The organism is Pseudomonas sp. NPDC077186 (assembly GCF_044543505.1).
Taxonomy (GTDB): Bacteria; Pseudomonadota; Gammaproteobacteria; order Pseudomonadales; family Pseudomonadaceae; genus Aquipseudomonas.
Genome location: NZ_JBITWE010000006.1, coordinates 197,941 through 213,856 on the forward strand (window position 1 = coordinate 197,941; position 15,916 = coordinate 213,856).

General features: G+C 67.9%; 13 protein-coding genes and 4 tRNA genes. 6 read left to right on the forward strand and 11 right to left on the reverse strand.

Annotated features, from left to right (window positions below):
• Positions 1–115: 115 nt before the first annotated feature.
• Entirely contained in the window at positions 116–1,072 is a 957-nt protein-coding gene (locus ACIGKL_RS21490; protein WP_397488461.1) for a tRNA dihydrouridine synthase, read from the reverse strand.
• Between the two features lie 93 nt (positions 1,073–1,165).
• Here ACIGKL_RS21490 and ACIGKL_RS21495 point away from each other — a divergent pair, with 93 nt between their 5' ends.
• Positions 1,166–1,561: a hypothetical protein gene (locus ACIGKL_RS21495; RefSeq protein ID WP_397488462.1), complete on the forward strand. Its 396-nt coding sequence runs from the start codon at positions 1,166–1,168 to the stop codon at positions 1,559–1,561.
• 7 nt (positions 1,562–1,568) lie between these two features.
• Here ACIGKL_RS21495 and ACIGKL_RS21500 read toward each other — a convergent pair whose 3' ends face one another.
• Entirely contained in the window at positions 1,569–2,018 is a 450-nt protein-coding gene (locus ACIGKL_RS21500) for an acyl-CoA thioesterase (RefSeq protein ID WP_397488463.1), read from the reverse strand.
• Between the two features lie 203 nt (positions 2,019–2,221).
• Between ACIGKL_RS21500 and ACIGKL_RS21505 the strand changes: the two genes are divergently transcribed.
• Positions 2,222–4,138: a diguanylate cyclase gene (locus tag ACIGKL_RS21505; RefSeq protein WP_397488464.1), complete on the forward strand. Its 1,917-nt coding sequence runs from the start codon at positions 2,222–2,224 to the stop codon at positions 4,136–4,138.
• On the opposite strand, the gene ACIGKL_RS21510 is transcribed toward ACIGKL_RS21505, so the two are convergent.
• The 8 genes from ACIGKL_RS21510 to ACIGKL_RS21545 all read right to left on the reverse strand — a co-directional run bounded on the left by ACIGKL_RS21510 (position 4,108) and on the right by ACIGKL_RS21545 (position 8,823).
• Positions 4,108–4,947 carry an alpha/beta hydrolase family protein gene (locus tag ACIGKL_RS21510; protein WP_397488465.1) on the reverse strand — a complete coding sequence of 280 codons (840 nt, stop codon included), beginning with the start codon at positions 4,945–4,947 and terminating at the stop codon, positions 4,108–4,110. The genes ACIGKL_RS21505 and ACIGKL_RS21510 overlap by 31 nt on opposite strands.
• 11 nt (positions 4,948–4,958) lie before the next feature.
• Complete coding sequence (locus tag ACIGKL_RS21515) at positions 4,959–5,498, reverse strand: TetR/AcrR family transcriptional regulator (RefSeq protein ID WP_397488467.1); 540 nt, start codon at positions 5,496–5,498, stop codon at positions 4,959–4,961.
• A gap of 231 nt (positions 5,499–5,729) precedes the next feature.
• Positions 5,730–5,805: transfer RNA gene (locus tag ACIGKL_RS21520), tRNA-Glu, on the reverse strand.
• A 48-nt stretch (positions 5,806–5,853) separates the two neighbouring features.
• Positions 5,854–5,929: transfer RNA gene (locus ACIGKL_RS21525), tRNA-Ala, on the reverse strand.
• A 49-nt stretch (positions 5,930–5,978) separates the two neighbouring features.
• Positions 5,979–6,054 (reverse strand) — tRNA-Glu (locus tag ACIGKL_RS21530).
• Between the two features lie 61 nt (positions 6,055–6,115).
• A tRNA-Ala gene (locus ACIGKL_RS21535) sits at positions 6,116–6,191 on the reverse strand.
• Positions 6,192–6,387: 196 nt separating this feature from the next.
• Positions 6,388–7,869, reverse strand: a complete 1,482-nt coding sequence (gene gltX, locus ACIGKL_RS21540) for a glutamate--tRNA ligase (RefSeq protein ID WP_397488469.1) — start codon at positions 7,867–7,869, stop codon at positions 6,388–6,390.
• A 33-nt stretch (positions 7,870–7,902) separates the two neighbouring features.
• Positions 7,903–8,823, reverse strand: a complete 921-nt coding sequence (locus ACIGKL_RS21545; RefSeq protein WP_122108485.1) for a LysR family transcriptional regulator — start codon at positions 8,821–8,823, stop codon at positions 7,903–7,905.
• A 104-nt stretch (positions 8,824–8,927) separates the two neighbouring features.
• Here ACIGKL_RS21545 and ACIGKL_RS21550 point away from each other — a divergent pair, with 104 nt between their 5' ends.
• Genes ACIGKL_RS21550 through ACIGKL_RS21560 form a run of 3 tightly spaced genes read left to right on the forward strand, consistent with a single transcriptional unit; the run spans position 8,928 to position 12,373 of the window.
• On the forward strand, positions 8,928–9,977 hold the full coding sequence (locus tag ACIGKL_RS21550) for an HlyD family secretion protein (protein ID WP_397488470.1): 1,050 nt from the start codon (positions 8,928–8,930) through the stop codon (positions 9,975–9,977).
• A gap of 49 nt (positions 9,978–10,026) precedes the next feature.
• Complete coding sequence (locus ACIGKL_RS21555; protein WP_397488543.1) at positions 10,027–11,517, forward strand: MDR family MFS transporter; 1,491 nt, start codon at positions 10,027–10,029, stop codon at positions 11,515–11,517.
• A 43-nt stretch (positions 11,518–11,560) separates the two neighbouring features.
• On the forward strand, positions 11,561–12,373 hold the full coding sequence (locus tag ACIGKL_RS21560; RefSeq protein WP_397488471.1) for an EamA family transporter: 813 nt from the start codon (positions 11,561–11,563) through the stop codon (positions 12,371–12,373).
• An 89-nt stretch (positions 12,374–12,462) separates the two neighbouring features.
• Here ACIGKL_RS21560 and uvrB read toward each other — a convergent pair whose 3' ends face one another.
• On the reverse strand, positions 12,463–14,478 hold the full coding sequence (uvrB, locus tag ACIGKL_RS21565; protein WP_397488472.1) for an excinuclease ABC subunit UvrB: 2,016 nt from the start codon (positions 14,476–14,478) through the stop codon (positions 12,463–12,465).
• A gap of 236 nt (positions 14,479–14,714) precedes the next feature.
• Here uvrB and ACIGKL_RS21570 point away from each other — a divergent pair, with 236 nt between their 5' ends.
• Positions 14,715–15,911 (forward strand): amino acid aminotransferase, encoded by a 1,197-nt coding sequence (locus tag ACIGKL_RS21570; RefSeq protein ID WP_397488473.1) that lies wholly within the window; start codon positions 14,715–14,717, stop codon positions 15,909–15,911.
• Positions 15,912–15,916 lie beyond the last annotated feature (5 nt).

The following is a 15,916-nucleotide window of genomic DNA, read 5'->3' on the forward strand; positions in this document are numbered from 1 at the left end:
CGGAGAATTTTCAAGCGCCTGAAAAATTCGTTTACAGATCGAGGGGCCGCGGCGGCCCCGTAGGGTGCGCCGTGCGCAGCGAGCTTCGCGTAAATTGCTCGCCACCCAGGCGCCCCTAGACCGGCTCCGTCGCCGCTCCGAGCAACCGATCGATGCGCGCGCAATCCTGCTCGCGGCGTACCTCGGCGAACAGCGCCACCGCCTCCGGGTAACTGCGCGTGAGCATGGCCAGCCACTGCTTCAGGCGCCCAGGCGCATAGCGCGGCGCCAGCTTGCGCCGGGCCTGCTGCCAGAAGTCCAGCAGCAGCGGCTGCAGCTCGTCCCAGCTCATCTCCTGCGGCTGCTCGCCGGCCCGTACCGCGGCGATCTGCCGGGCCAGGCCGGGGCGCGACACCAGCCCGCGCCCCAACATGATGTCGTCCACCCCGCTGATCTCGCGGCAGCGCCGCCAGTCGTCCAGCGTCCACACCTCACCGTTGGCGAATACCGGCACCGCCACCGCCTCCTGCACCCGCGCCACCCACTCCCAGTGCGCCGGCGGCTTGTAGCCTTCGACCTTGGTCCGCGCGTGCACCACGATCTGGCTGGCGCCGCCCTCGGCCAGGGCGCGCGCACAGTCCAGGGCGCCCTCCTTGTCGGTGAAGCCCAGGCGCATCTTCGCCGTCACCGGGATGGCCGCCGGCACCGTGCGCCGCACCTCGCGGACGATGGCGTGGAGCAGCTCCGGCTCCTTGAGCAATACCGCGCCGCCGCGCGACTTGTTTACCGTCTTGGCCGGGCAGCCGAAATTGAGGTCGATCACCGGCGCACCGAGGGTGCAGGCGAAGGCCGCGTTATCGGCCAGGCACTGCGGGTCGGAGCCGAGAAACTGCACGCGCATCGGCGTGCCGGCGCGGGTGCGGGCGCCGGCGAACAGTTCGGGGGCGAGCTTGCGGTAGGTGGCAGCCGGCAGCAGGCGCTCGCTGACGCGAATGAACTCGGTGACGCACCAGTCGATGCCGCCGATACGGGTCAGCACGTCGCGCAGGATCTCGTCGACCAGCCCCTCCATGGGTGCCAGGGCGATTTGCATGGGAGTGTCCGGAGAAAACGGGCGCACAGTTTAAGGCGCCGCGCGCGCGGCGCAAGATGGTCCACACTGCAGGAAACGCCAAGGAGATCCAGCATGCTGCGTCACTCGCTACTCGCCCTGTGCCTGGCCGGCAGCCTTGCCCAGGCTGCCGACGCCCTGCCGCGGGGCGTGCAGGTGGTACCGCCGAACCCGGCGCCCGACGGCCCGGGGCGGCTGATCTTCAGCCGCGACAACAACGCGCCGAATGCCTGCGACGTGGAGCTCTACGTCAACCAGCAGGTGGTGGCGAAACTGGGCCCGGGCGAGCGCACCAGCCTCGACCTGCCCAGCGGCGAGCTGAGCCTCGCCGTGGCCATTTCCCCGGCCGGCTACTGCGCCGGACGCGGACCGGGGCCGGCGCAGTCGGTGCTGCTCGGCTCGGGCGAGACCCGCCAGTTCGCCGTGATAGTCGAGCCGGGCCAGGCATTCCTCGCCCCGCTGCTCAACTAGGGCGGTGCTACAGCTCCAGCGGGTAGCGCTCCAGCAGCGCCTGGCCGTAGCCCTCGACGAACTCCGCCGGCATGCGCTTGGGCCGCCCGCTGGACAGTTCGATGCAGACGAAGGTGGTCTTGGCCCGCAGCAGGGTCACGCCGTCCTCAGGGCGCAGCAGCTGGAAACGCCGATCCATCTTCAGGCGCTGGTCGGACTCGACGATCCAGGTGGCCATCTGCAGCTGCTGGCCTTCGTAGGCGCTGGCCAGGTAGTCGATCTCGTGACGCAGCACCGCCATGGCGCGATCCAGCCGGCGATACTCGGCCAGGTCCAGGCCGAGGAACTGCGAATGACGCCAGGCGCAGCGCTCCAGCCAGCTGACGTAGACCGCATTGTTGGCATGACCGAGGCCGTCGATGTCCTCGGCCGCCACCTGCAGGTCGATGACGAAGGGGGTGGGCAGGTCCCAGTTCATGCTCGCACCTCCGCGCCGCCGATCGGGCCGCAGGGGCCGCCGGCAGCGGCCAGACACGGCATCTCGTCCATCCACAGTTTCATCGTTGCTCTCCCGAATCCTGTCGCGCTGGGCAGCGGCATCGCCACCCGCCGTCACGCCATCCAAGCCCCGAATCATACGCCGCCTACCCATTCGCTGCAGCGCCGCGCTTTCATAGCGTCATGCCAGCACGCCATAATGCGTCAACCTCGCCCGCGAGCCCGAGAATCGAGCAATTGACTGCCGTCCTGCGCCTGCTGATGCTGCTCCTGCTACCCGCCCTGGGCTGGGCGGACAGCCTGCCGCTGCCGAGCGGCCAGGCCCGCGTGCTGCCCGGCCCGTACATGCAGGTCTGGCAAGACCCGCAGGGCCTGGCCGACTTCACCCAGGTGCGCGCCCTGCCCGACTCGGCGTGGCAGGCGGTCGGCCGCCGCGACGCCAGCTTCGGCTACGGCGGCAGCGCCTACTGGCTGCGTCTGGATCTGCACAACCCGCATGCGCGCTCGCTCGGCTGGATACTGCTGGTGGGCAACCCGCTGCTGGACCAACTGGACGCCTACGGCCTGGATGAAGAGCGGGTGTACCGCGCCGGCGACCAGCGCCCCTTCGCCTGGCGCTGGATCGAGCACCGCCAGCTGGCCCTGCCACTGGATCTGGCGCCCGGCGAAACGCGCCGGCTGTGGCTGCGCATGCAGACCGACGGCTCGGCCAACCTCAGCGCCAGCCTGATGACCCGCGAAGCCTTCGACCACCTGGAGCAACGCAGCCTGCTGCTGCAGGGGCTGTTCTTCGGCGCCCTGGCGGCGATGCTGATCTACAACCTGTCGATCTTCTGCATCACCCGCGACCGCAGCTACCTCTGGTACAGCCTGTTCGTCGCCAGCTTCAGCCTCTACCAGTTCATCCAGCTCGGCTTCGCCCTGCAGTGGCTGTGGCCCGAGGCCCTGGCCTGGCACCAGCTGAGCTTCCCGCTCAGCTCGGCGCTGGCCACCCTGTTCGGCATCTTCTTCACCTACAGCGTGCTCGAGCTGAACAACGGCTCGCCGCTGTACCGCCGGCTGGTCGCCGCGCTGCTGGCCTGCTGCCTGGCGGTGATCGGCCTGGCTCTGGTCGGCCCCTACCAGGTCGCGCTGATCGGCAGCTTCGCCCTGGTGGTGGCCTGCGCTCTGATCGCCTTCGTCATCACCCTGCTGCGCTGGCGCGCCGGCTACGCCGCCGCCCGCCTGTTCGCCCTCGGCTGGTGCGTGCTGATCGCCGCCAGCCTGGCCAGCATTCTCACCGGCACCGGCCTGCTGCCCTACTCGCTGCTGACCCTGCACGCCCAGCAGATCGGCGGCCTGATCGAGATGACGGTGTTCTCCGTGGCCCTGGCCGCGCGCATCCGCCAGGCGCAGGACGCCGAGCGCCAGGCCCAGGCCCGGCTGATCGCCCAGGAGCGCCAGCTGCGTCACGAACAGGCCACTCGCCTGCAGCTGCAGACGCAGATCAGCGACGGCCTGGAGCAGCGCGTGCAGGAGCGCACTGCAGAGCTGCAGGAGACCCTGCAACAGCTGTCCAACGCCAACCTGCGCCTGGCCGAACTGAATCGCCGCGACGGCCTGACCGGGCTGTTCAACCGCCAGACCCTGAGCGAGGAACTGGAACGCGCCTGCGCCCGCGCCGAACGCAGCCGGCAGCCGCTGGCCATCCTCATGCTCGACCTGGATCACTTCAAGCAGGTCAACGACCGCCATGGCCACCTCGCCGGCGACGCCTGCCTGCGCCATGCCGCCCAGCGCATCCAGCAGCGCCTGCGCAGCAGCGACCTGCTGGCGCGCTTCGGCGGCGAGGAGTTCGTCGCCCTGCTCGACAACACCGACCTGGCCGGCGCCCTCGACCTGGCCGAGCAACTGCGCGACGACCTGGCCCGCCAGCCCTGCCCGTACCAGGACCAATCCATCGCCCTGAGCCTGAGCATCGGCCTGCACGCCGGCATCCCCGACGACGCCGGCTGCGGCGAACGCTGGCTGGACCTGGCCGACCGTGCGCTGTACCGGGCCAAGGCCGGCGGGCGCAACCGCGTGGTCGGCTACCAGGCCAGCGCCCTCGACGGCGCCTGACGCACCTCGCTCAGCAGCGCGAGCACCGCCTGCAGCAGCCGCGGGTCGCCGAGCAGTCGCTGATGACCGCCCGCCGGCAGGCGCAACAGCTGACTGTCGAACCAGGCCTGGTGGATCAGCTCGGCCTCGCTCACCGGCACCAGCGGATCGTCCTCGGCATGCACGATCAGCCCCGGCAGCTCCAGTTGATAGCGCTGCACGTCGAGATGCGCCGCCGGCATGCCGGCCTTCTCCTCCACCAGACGGATAAAGCGCGAGCGCGCCACCGGCGGCAGCCCCATGTGCCGGGCGAAACCGCGCAGCACGGTGAGAATCCGGCTCGGCGCGGCGATGCTGACCAGCGCCGCGCTGCGCAGGCCCATCTGCGTCGCCAGCAGGGCGCTGGCACCGCCCATGGAATGACCGATCACCGCGTGCAGCGGCGGCAGTTCGCTGGCCGCCTCGAGCAGCGCGCGGGCGAACAGCACCACGTTGGCCTCCTGCCCCGGCGAACGGCCATGGGCCGGGCCATCCAGCGCCACCACGGCATAGCCGGCGTCGACCAGACCGCGGATCAGCACGGCGAACTGGGTTGGCCGCCCTTCCCAGCCGTGCATCAGCAGCACCGCCGGCCCGCTGCCCCAGCGCAACGCCGACAGGCCGAAACGCAGGGTGATGCGCTCGGCGCTGGCCAGCAGCGGCAACTCCCAGTCGCGCGGCGGCAGGTTGCGCGGGGTCATGAAGCGTTCGCGCAGGCGGCTCGCCAGCAATTGCGGAGCCACCCATCCCAGCGTCGCATTGACGCCGCGCACCCAGGTCATCTGTTTCATCCGGCTTCTCCTCAGTTCACCGCCGCCTTGGCGGCCCGCAACACCCGGTCGGACAACTCGCCCGGGCCCAATGCCCGCGCCACGGCCAGACCGCCCACCATCAGCGCCAGGTCGGCTAACGCTGCGTCGGCCTCCTCCGGCGTCTCGCTCATCAAGGCCGTCATCAGCTCAACATGCTCGGCCAACGCCTGGCGAAAGCCCTCGGGCAAGCGCTCGATCTCGCCCAGCGAACTGGGCAAGGGGCAACGCTCGTCCTGCGCATCGCGGTGCTTGCGCGACAAGTAGAAGGCCGCCAACAGCACGCGCCGCTCGCGCCCGCCGAGGCTGGCGTCGATCTCGGCGAGGCGCGCCCGGCGCCGCCCGAGCAACTGACGGAAAGCCTCCAGCATCAGCGCCTCCTTGCTGGCGAAATGGGCATAGAAACCGCCCACCGTCAGCCCCGCCGCGGCCATCACTTCGGCCACCGCGGGATCGCCCGGGCCGCGCTCGGCCAGCACGCGCCCGGCGGCGGCGAGAATGCGTTCACGGGTTCTGCTCTTGCGCTCGCTCATGACGGCCTCCTTGATATGATGGACACAATATTACGACCATCATATTCAAACGCAAGCCTAGGGATAGGCCATTGGTCGGCAAAGCGTGCGCGAAAGCTCAAGAACGGGAAAAGCCCCGGAGTTCCAGCGCCGAAAGCGCGGCCCCCAGGGTGGCTGCCAGAGATGACGGGCACAAAAAAGGGCTGCTTCCTAAGAAGCAACCCTCGAAGCCCGCAAATGCGGAAAGGAAAATGGCGTCCCCTAGGGGACTCGAACCCCTGTTACCGCCGTGAAAGGGCGGTGTCCTAGGCCACTAGACGAAGGGGACGTAACCTTCGAACGACAAGGCCAGCACCTGGCTGGCCTTGCGTGTGATTGGTGGAGCTAAACGGGATCGAACCGTTGACCTCTTGCATGCCATGCAAGCGCTCTCCCAGCTGAGCTATAGCCCCGAAACCTTGCGGTCGGCTCGCAACACCTGAGCGTTGCGGCTGGAATAAGTGGCGTCCCCTAGGGGACTCGAACCCCTGTTACCGCCGTGAAAGGGCGGTGTCCTAGGCCACTAGACGAAGGGGACGCAAGACCCTGATCGTGAAATCGGCCTAAACCGATTCTGGCACTCCCGGAGGAGTCGAGATTGGTGGAGCTAAACGGGATCGAACCGTTGACCTCTTGCATGCCATGCAAGCGCTCTCCCAGCTGAGCTATAGCCCCATCTCGAGGACGGGGCGCATGTTAAGAGCGCCCCGATTGCCTGTCAACAACATTTTTCCTGCCAGCCCAAAGTTTTTGCCACTAGAACAATTACTTAGAGCCCGCAGAGCAAAAACCCTGAGCGTGGGAGGCGCTTTAGCGGCGACAGACCCAGCTCATCGCGGCTAAAGCCCCTCCCACGCATACGAGCCTCAAATCAGTTGATGGCCGCCAGCAGCTTCTCCCACTCCTTGGCTTCCTTCTTCGAGGTGCCGCCGAGCAGCTCCAGCGCCTGGCGCAGGCGGAAGCGGGTCAGGTCCGGACCGAGGATTTCCATGGCATCTAGCACCGACACCGAGCTGGCCTGGCCGGTGATGGCGGCGAACATCAGCGGCATGGCGTCGCGCAGCTTCAGCTCCAGATGCTCGACCACCGCCTGGATGCAGCCGGTGATACGCTCCTTCTGCCACTGACGCAGGGCTTCGAGCTTCCACAGGATCAGCTGCATCAGCTGGCGCACCTGATCGGCCGAGAGTTTCTTGTGCTCGAACAGCTTGACGTCCAGGTTCAGCCCGCCGGAGAAGAAGAAGCCGGCCAGCGGTGCGATCTGGCTGAAGGTCTCCACCCTGCCCTGCACGTGTGGCGCGATCTGCATCAGGTACTCGGGGTTCAGCGCCCACTTCTGCACCTCGGCGGCGAAGGTCTCCACCGGCAGCTCGCGCAGCCACTGGCCGTTGAGCCAGGACAGCTTCTCCAGGTCGAAGATCGGTCCGCCCAGCGACACGCGGTTGATGTCGAAGTGCTCGATCATCTCGGCCAGCGAGAACTTCTCGCGCTCGTCCGGCATCGACCAGCCCATGCGTCCCAGGTAGTTGAGCATGGCCTGCGGCAGGTAACCCATGCGCTCGTAGAAGGTGATGCTGGTGGGGTTCTTGCGCTTGGACAGCTTGCTCTTGTCGGGATTTCTGAGCAGCGGCATATAGCACAGTGCCGGCTGCTCCCAACCGAAGTATTCGTAGAGCTTGATCAGCTTGGGCGCCGACGGCAGCCATTCCTCACCGCGCAGCACGTGGGTGATGCCCATCAGATGATCGTCGACCACGTTGGCCAGGAAGTAGGTGGGCAGGCCGTCGGCCTTCATCAGCACCTGCATGTCCATGCGGTCCCAGGGGATCTCGACATCGCCACGCAGCATGTCCGGCACCACGCAGACGCCTTCGCTCGGCACCTTCATCCGCACCACGTGCGACTCGCCTGCGGCGATGCGGCGCTGCGCCTCGGCCGGCTCCAGGTGCATGCAGTGACCGTCGTAGCGCGGGGTTTCCTTGTTGGCCATCTGCTGCGCGCGCACCTCGTCGAGGCGCTCGGCGCTGCAGAAGCAGGGGAAGGCATGGCCTTTGCCGACCAGCTCGTCCGAATACTGCTTGTAGATCGCGCCGCGCTCGCTCTGCCGGTACGGGCCGTGCGGGCCACCGACGTCCGGGCCCTCGTCCCACTCGATGCCCAGCCAGCGCAGGGCGTCGAAGATCTGCTGTTCGGACTCGCGGGTCGAGCGCAGCTGGTCGGTGTCCTCGATGCGCAGGATGAACTGGCCGCCGTGCTGACGGGCGAAGCACAGGTTGAACAGCGCGATATAGGCGGTGCCGACGTGGGGATCGCCGGTCGGCGATGGCGCGATACGGGTACGAACGGTGGTCATGAAGGCTCTCGGACAGTCGAAGCGTGGGTTCAATCAAGCCGGCGATGTTAACAGGCCGGGGGCGCCGGGCTCCAGCAGACCGCCGCCGCTCAGCGGCAGGCTGGCCATGAGGAAATCGAGGAAGGCCTTGACCTTCATCGCCTGGAAGCGCCGCGAAGGATAGACCGCGTAGACCTCGCCCAGCGGCAGGCGCGCCTGGCTCAGCAGCTCGACCAGACGACCGGCGCGCACGGCCTCGTCGCTGATCATCAGCGGCAGGCCGGCGATGCCGGCGCCGGCCAGCGCCGCCTCGCGGGCGAAGGTGATGTTGTTGCAGGTCAGCACCCGCTGGCACGGCACGCTCTCGCCGAGCAGCGGCCAGTAACGCGGCGCGTCGTGTTGCAGGAGGATGGCGCGATGCCCCTCCAGCTCGGCGACGCTGCGCGGCGTGCCGTGCGCCGCCAGGTAGGCCGGGCTGGCGCACAGGCGCCGGCCGCTCTCGAACAGCTTGCGCGCGATCAGCGTGGAGTCCTGCGGCTGGCCGACCTGGATGGCGATGTCCACGCCCTCCTCCAGCGGGTCGACCAGGCGCGAGCTGAGCTCCACCTCGGCGCTGATCTGCGGGTACTGGCGCATGAATTCGCCGAGCACGCGGCCGAGAAACAGCTGGCCGAACTCGATCGGCGCGCTGATCCGCAGCAGACCCGAGGGCTCGCGCTGCAGCTGCATCACCGCCTGCTCGGCTTCGGCGAAGTCGAGCATGATCTGCCGACAGCGCTCGTAGTAGGCCTGCCCCACCTCGGTCAGGCGCAGCTTGCGCGTGGTGCGATTGAGCAGGCGTACGCCGAGGCGCTCCTCGAGCAGGGCGATGCGCCGGCTCACCGTGGATTTCTGCATGCCCAGGCTGCTGGCCGCCTGGGTGAAGCTGTGGCACTCCACCACGCGGGTGAAGATCAGCGCGTCGTCCAGCCCCATGATTGTTCCCCACAAGCAACAAAGTTTGCCAAGTCTACCGGCTACTAGCGAAAAGGGAACACCGTTAAATTTGCTTACACTTTTTCATCCAAGCCGAGCCTCGCATGCCCGCTCCCCTGCAACGCCGCCTCCTGCTCTTCGCCACCCTGCTCGGCCTACTGGCCGCCGCCCTGTTCGGCCACTGGCTGCTGGTCGGCCGCCACCTGCAGAGCACCGACAACGCCTACGTGCAGGGCGAGATCACCCGGGTATCGAGCCAGCTCAACGCGCGCATCGAGCGGGTGCTGGTGCGCGACAACCAGCACGTCGAGGCTGGCGCGCTGCTGGCGGTGCTGGAGGACAGCGATTTCCGCCTGGCCCGCCAGCGCGCCCGCGCCGCCCTGGCCAACTACCAGGCGCAACTCGACCAGGCGCGCAGCAAGCTGGCGCAGCAGAGCAGCCTGATCGCCGCCAGTCAGGCCGAAGTGGCCGCCAGCCAGGCCACCCTGGAGCGTGCCCAGCTCGATCTCGGCCGCGCCCAGGCCCTGCGCAAGCCCGGCTACGTGTCCGAGGAGCGGGTCACCACCCTGGCCGCCGACCAGCGCGTGGCGCGCTCGCAACGGGCCAAGGCCGCCGCCGACCTGCAGGCGCAGCGCCAGCAGACCGCGGCGCTGGAGGCCGAGGTGAAACGCCTCGACGCGCTGATCCTCGCCGCCGGCGCCGACCTCGAGCAGGCCGAACTGGATCTCGCCCGCACCCGGATCCACGCGCCCATCGGCGGCTTCGTCGGCCAGCGTGCGGCGCGCGAAGGCCAGGTGGTGCAGAGCGGCAGCTACCTGCTGTCGCTGGTGCCGGATCGCGACATCTGGGTACAGGCCAACTTCAAGGAAACCCAGATCGGCCGCATGCGTCCCGGCCAGCGCGCCGAGCTGGTGTTCGACAGCTATCCGGACACGCCCATCGAGGGCCGCATCGACAGCCTGTTCGCCGCCTCCGGCGCGCAGTTCAGCCTGCTGCCGCCGGACAACGCCACCGGCAACTTCACCAAGGTGGTGCAGCGCATCCCGGTCAAGCTGACCTTCGCCGCCGACCACCCGCTGCAGGGGCTGATCCGCCCCGGCATGTCGGTCGAGGTGCATGTCGACATCCGCGACGACGCCCAGCATGGCGGCTGATGCCCTGCTGCGCCCCACGGCGGAGCCCAGCCGGCGCGACTGGATCGCGGTGATGAGCGCCATGCTCGGCGCCTTCATGGCGGTGCTGGATATCCAGATCACCAACTCCTCACTCAAGGACATCCAGGGCGCGCTGGCCGCCACCCTCGAGGAAGGCTCGTGGATCTCCACCTCCTACCTGGTCGCCGAGATCATCATGATTCCGCTGACCGCCTGGCTGGTGCAGCTGCTCTCGGCGCGGCGCCTGGCGCTGTGGGTGTCGCTGGGTTTTCTCGCCTCCTCGCTGCTGTGCTCGATGGCCTGGAACCTGGAGAGCATGATCGTCTTCCGCGCCCTGCAGGGCTTCACCGGCGGCGCGCTGATCCCGCTGGCCTTCACCCTGACCCTGATCAAGCTGCCGGAGCACCACCGCGCCAAGGGCATGGCGCTGTTCGCCATCACCGCCACCTTCGCCCCCTCCATCGGCCCGACACTGGGCGGCTGGCTGACCGAGAACTGGGGCTGGCAGTACATCTTCTATATCAACGTGCCGCCGGGCCTGCTGATGATCGCCGGGCTGCTCTACGGCCTGGAGAAGAAGGCGCCGCACTGGCCGCTGCTGCGCACCACCGACTATGCCGGGATTCTCACCCTCGGCCTGGGCCTGGGCTGCCTGCAGGTGTTTCTCGAGGAGGGGCATCGTAAGGACTGGCTGGAATCACAACTGATAGTCGGCCTGGGCAGCGTGGCGCTGATCAGCCTGATCCTGTTCGTCATCCTGCAGCTGTCGAAAGCCAACCCGCTGATCAATCTGGGCGTGCTGCGCGAGCGCAACTTCGCCCTGGCCGGCATCGCCAGCCTCGGCCTGGGCGTGGGCCTGTACGGTTCGATCTACGTGCTGCCGCTGTACCTGGCGCAGATCCAGGGTTACAACGCGCTGCAGATCGGCGAGGTGATCATGTGGATGGGCCTGCCGCAGCTGGCGCTGATTCCGCTGGTGCCCAAGCTGATGAAAGTCGTTTCGCCGAAGTGGCTGTGCGCCCTGGGCTTTGGCCTGTTCGGCGCGGCCAGTTTCGCCTCGGGGGGGCTCGAGCCGAACTTCGCCGGCGAACAGTTCCAGCATATCCAGATCATCCGCGCCCTCGGCCAGCCGCTGGTGATGGTGACCCTGTCGCTGATCGCCACCGCCTACGTGCTGCCGCAGGACGCCGGCTCGGCCTCGAGCCTGTTCAACATCCTGCGCAATCTTGGCGGCGCCATCGGCATCGCCCTGCTCGCGACCCTGCTGGATGCCCGCGCCAAGGTCTATTTCGACTACCTGCGCGAAGCCCTGGTGCCGACCAATGCGCAGCTGGACGAACGCCTGCAGCTGCTGAAGCAGACGCTCGGCAGCGAGCAGGCGGCGCTGGCCAAGCTCAGCGAGACCGCCCACCAGCAGGCAGCGATCATGGCCTACAATGACGCCTTTCATTTCATCGGCATCGCCCTGGGCCTGAGCATGCTGGCCATGCTGCTGACCCGCCGCCTGCCGGCCTGCGCCACAGGCGGCGCCGCCCACTGACCCCACGCGCCCGCTGCGGCGCGTTTTTTCGTTGCGCTATTGCATGCTCAGAACCTCTCGCGCCCTGCTGCTGATCGGCGCCTTCGCCACCATCTACATCGGCTGGGGCACCACCTACCTGGCCAACCATTTCCTCCTGCGCGAGCTGCCGCCCTTCGTCATCGGCTGCCTGCGCTTCGCCCTGGCCGGCGGCCTGTCGCTGATCGCGGTCGGCCAGGGCGCGCTGATCTACGCCAACCAGTACCTGCCCACCGGCATGCTGGCGATGCTCTATACCACGCTGCCGCTGTGGAGCGTGGCGCTGGAATGGCTGCTCGGCGAACGCCCGCCGCTCTGGGTGCTGGCCGGCCTGGCGCTGGCCTGCGGCGGCATCGTGCTGCTGATGAACAACGCCCTGGGCAGCGCGGCCAGCGCCGAACAATGGCTGGCCGGCGCCCTGGTGGTGGCGGCGACGCTGATCTGGGCCTGCGGCGTGTGGCTGCTGCGCGGCCGCCCGGCGTTTCGCTCCAGTTGGCTGGGGCTGAGCCTGCAGATGCTGATCGGCGCCCTGCTGCTCGGCCTGTTCGGCCTCTGGCACGGCGACTGGCAAGACCTGCAACTGGCCGCCACCTCCGGCCAGGCCTGGCTATGGCTGGCCTACCTGGTGCTGCCGGTGAGCCTGGGCGTGTACCCGGCCTACTTCTGGCTGCTGCGCGAGGTGCGCCCGAGCCTGGTGGCCACCTTCGCCTTCGTCAATCCGGTGGTGGCGCTGCTGCTGGGCTATCTGCTGCTGGGCGAGCAGCTGAGCCTGCTGGCGGCACTGGCCTGCGCGGTCACCCTGGGCGGGGTAATGCTGATCATCTTCGGCCGGCGCTAGGCAAGCACCGAGCAGGTGGGAGGGGCTTTAGCCGCGATCGGGGCGATGCATTTTCGCGGCTAAAGCCCCTCCCACGGCAGCCCCCCCCCCTACACCTGCAGCAGGCGCTCGCGCAGCTTGTGGATCTCGTCGCGCAGCTGCGCCGCGGCCTCGAATTCCAGGTCGCGGGCCAGCTGGTACATCTTCTCTTCCAGCTGGCGGATGCGCTTGGCGATCTCGCTCGGCGAACGCAGTTCGCTCTCGTAACGGGCGCTCTCCTCCGCCGCCTTGGCCATGCCCTTGCGCTTGTTGCTGCGCGCGCCGGGCACGGTGGCGCCTTCGAGAATGTCCTGGACGTCCTTCCTCACCCCCTTGGGCACGATGCCGTGGGCGGCGTTGAAGGCGATCTGCTTGTCGCGGCGCCGCTCGGTCTCGCCGATGGCGCGCTCCATCGAGCCGGTGATGCGGTCGGCATAGAGGATCGCCTTGCCGTTGAGGTTGCGCGCGGCGCGGCCGATGGTCTGGATCAGCGAGCGCTCGCTGCGCAGGAAGCCCTCCTTGTCCGCATCGAGAATCGCCACCAGCGCCACCTCGGGCATGTCCAAGCCCTCGCGCAGCAGGTTGATGCCGACCAGCACGTCGAAGGCGCCGAGACGCAGGTCGCGGATGATCTCCACCCGCTCCACGGTGTCGATGTCCGAGTGCAGGTAGCGCACCTTGACGTCGTGGTCGCCCAGGTAGTCGGTGAGGTCCTCGGCCATGCGCTTGGTCAGGGTGGTGACCAGCACCCGCTCCTCGGCCGCCACGCGCAGGCGGATCTCCGAGAGCAGGTCGTCGACCTGGGTGCGCGCCGGGCGCACCTCCACCTCGGGGTCGACCAGACCGGTGGGGCGCACCACCTGCTCGACCACCCGCCCGGCATGCTCGGCCTCGTAGGGCCCGGGCGTGGCCGAAACGAAGATGGTCTGCGGGCTGGCCGCCTCCCACTCCTCGAAGCGCATCGGCCGGTTGTCCAGCGCCGACGGCAGGCGGAAACCGTACTCCACCAGGGTTTCCTTGCGCGAACGGTCGCCCTTGTACATGGCGCCGACCTGCGGCACCGAGACGTGGGACTCGTCGATCACCAGCAGCGCCTGGTCCGGCAGGTAGTCGTACAGGGTCGGCGGCGGCTCGCCGGGACCGCGCCCGGAGAGGTAGCGCGAGTAGTTCTCGATGCCGTTGCAGTAGCCCAGCTCGAGGATCATCTCCAGATCGAAACGGGTGCGCTGCTCCAGGCGCTGCGCCTCCACCAGCCTGCCCGCGCCGCGCAGGTAGTCGAGGCGCTGCTTGAGCTCGACCTTGATGTTCTCCACCGCGCCGAGCAGCGTCTCGCGCGGGGTGACGTAGTGGCTCTTGGGGTAGAAGGTGAAGCGCGGCAGCTTCTTGATCACCTCGCCGGTCAGCGGGTCGAAGGCGCTGATGCTTTCCACCTCGTCGTCGAACAGCTCGACGCGGATCGCCTCCAGCTCGGATTCGGCGGGGAACACGTCGATCACGTCGCCGCGCACGCGGAAGCTGGCGCGGGCGAAATCCAGGTCGTTGCGCGTGTACTGCAGCTCGGCCAGGCGGCGCAGCAGGTCGCGCTGATCCATTTTGTCGCCGCGGTCGAGGTGCAGCACCATCTTCAGGTACTCCTCGGGGCTGCCCAGACCGTAGATCGAGGAGACGGTGCAGACCACTATCACGTCCGGCCGCTCGATCAGCGCCTTGGTCGCCGACAGGCGCATCTGCTCGATATGGTCGTTGATCGAGGCATCCTTCTCGATGAAGGTGTCGGACGACGGCACATAGGCTTCCGGCTGGTAGTAGTCGTAGTAGGAGACGAAATACTCCACCGCATTGTGCGGGAAGAACGCCTTGAACTCGCCGTAAAGCTGCGCGGCCAGGGTCTTGTTCGGCGCCAGCACCAGGGTCGGGCGCTGCACCTGGGCGATCACGTTGGCAATGGAGAAGGTCTTGCCCGAACCGGTCACGCCGAGCAGGGTCTGGTGCGACAGGCCCGCCTCCAGGCCCTCGACCATCTGCCGGATCGCCTCCGGCTGATCGCCGGCCGGCTTGAAACGGGTTACCAGTTGAAATTCCGTCATGACTGACCTCGACAAACGGCTGTGACGCGCCCCGACAGACTACGTCAAAGCTGCTAACTGCGGGCGATGGACAAACCCGCTCGAATTACCTGGCGAAAGCCCTTAATTCAGGCGTTTGCGCTGTCGCCCCCCAGACTCAGGGTCGCTATACTAGCGCCCCGTTTACGCGACCCCCTAGCGCGAGTTTCCGGGGTCGCCTGGCCTCCCACCCTCACCTTCGAGCTGCCGCATCCATCATGAGTCTCTTCTCCGCCGTCGAAATGGCTCCGCGCGATCCCATCCTGGGCCTCAACGAAGCATTCAACGCTGACCCCCGCACCACCAAGGTCAACCTCGGTGTGGGCGTCTACTACAACGAGGAGGGGCGAATTCCGCTGCTTCGCGCCGTAGCCGCGGCCGAGAAGGCGCGCATCGAGGCCCACGCACCGCGCGGCTACCTGCCGATCGAAGGCATCGCCGCCTACGACCAGGCGGTGCAGAAACTGTTGTTCGGCGCCAATTCCGCCCTGCTCGAAGGCGGCCGCGTGATCACCACCCAGGCCCTCGGCGGCACCGGCGCACTGAAGATCGGCGCCGACTTCCTCAAGCGCCTGCTGCCTGACGCCACCGTGGCCATCAGCGACCCGAGCTGGGAGAACCACCGAGCGCTGTTCGAATCCGCCGGTTTTCCGGTGCAGAACTACCGCTACTACGACGCCTTCAGCAACGGCGTCAACCGCGGCGGCCTGCTCGAGGACCTGCGCAACCTGCCGGCGCGCTCCATCGTCGTGCTGCACGCCTGCTGCCACAACCCGACCGGCGTCGACCTGCAGCTGGACGACTGGAAAGCCGTGCTGGACGTGCTGCGCGAGCGCGAGCACGTGCCCTTCCTCGACATCGCCTACCAGGGCTTCGGCGACGGTATCGAGCAGGACGCCGAAGCGGTGCGCCTGTTCGCCGAATCCGGCCTGGAGTTCTTCGTTTCCAGCTCCTTCTCCAAGTCCTTCTCGCTGTACGGCGAGCGCGTCGGCGCGCTGTCCATCGTCACCAGCAGCCAGGAAGAAGCCGGCCGCGTGCTGTCGCAGCTCAAGCGGGTGATCCGCACCAACTACTCCAACCCGCCGACCCACGGCGCCACCGTGGTCGCCAGCGTGCTCAACAGCCCCGAGCTGCGCGCCATGTGGGAGGCCGAGCTGGGCGAAATGCGCGAGCGCATCCGCGGCATGCGCCTGGCCATGGTCGAGCAACTGGCCGCCCTGGGCGCCAAGCGCGACTTCGGCTTCGTCGCCGAGCAACGCGGCATGTTCTCCTACTCCGGCCTCACCGTGGAGCAGGTCGAGCGACTGAAGAACGAGTTCGGCATCTATGCCGTCGGCACCGGTCGCATCTGCGTCGCCGCGCTGAACAAAGGCAACCTGGACAGCGTCACCCGCGCGATTCATGCCGTGCTGTAACTCTG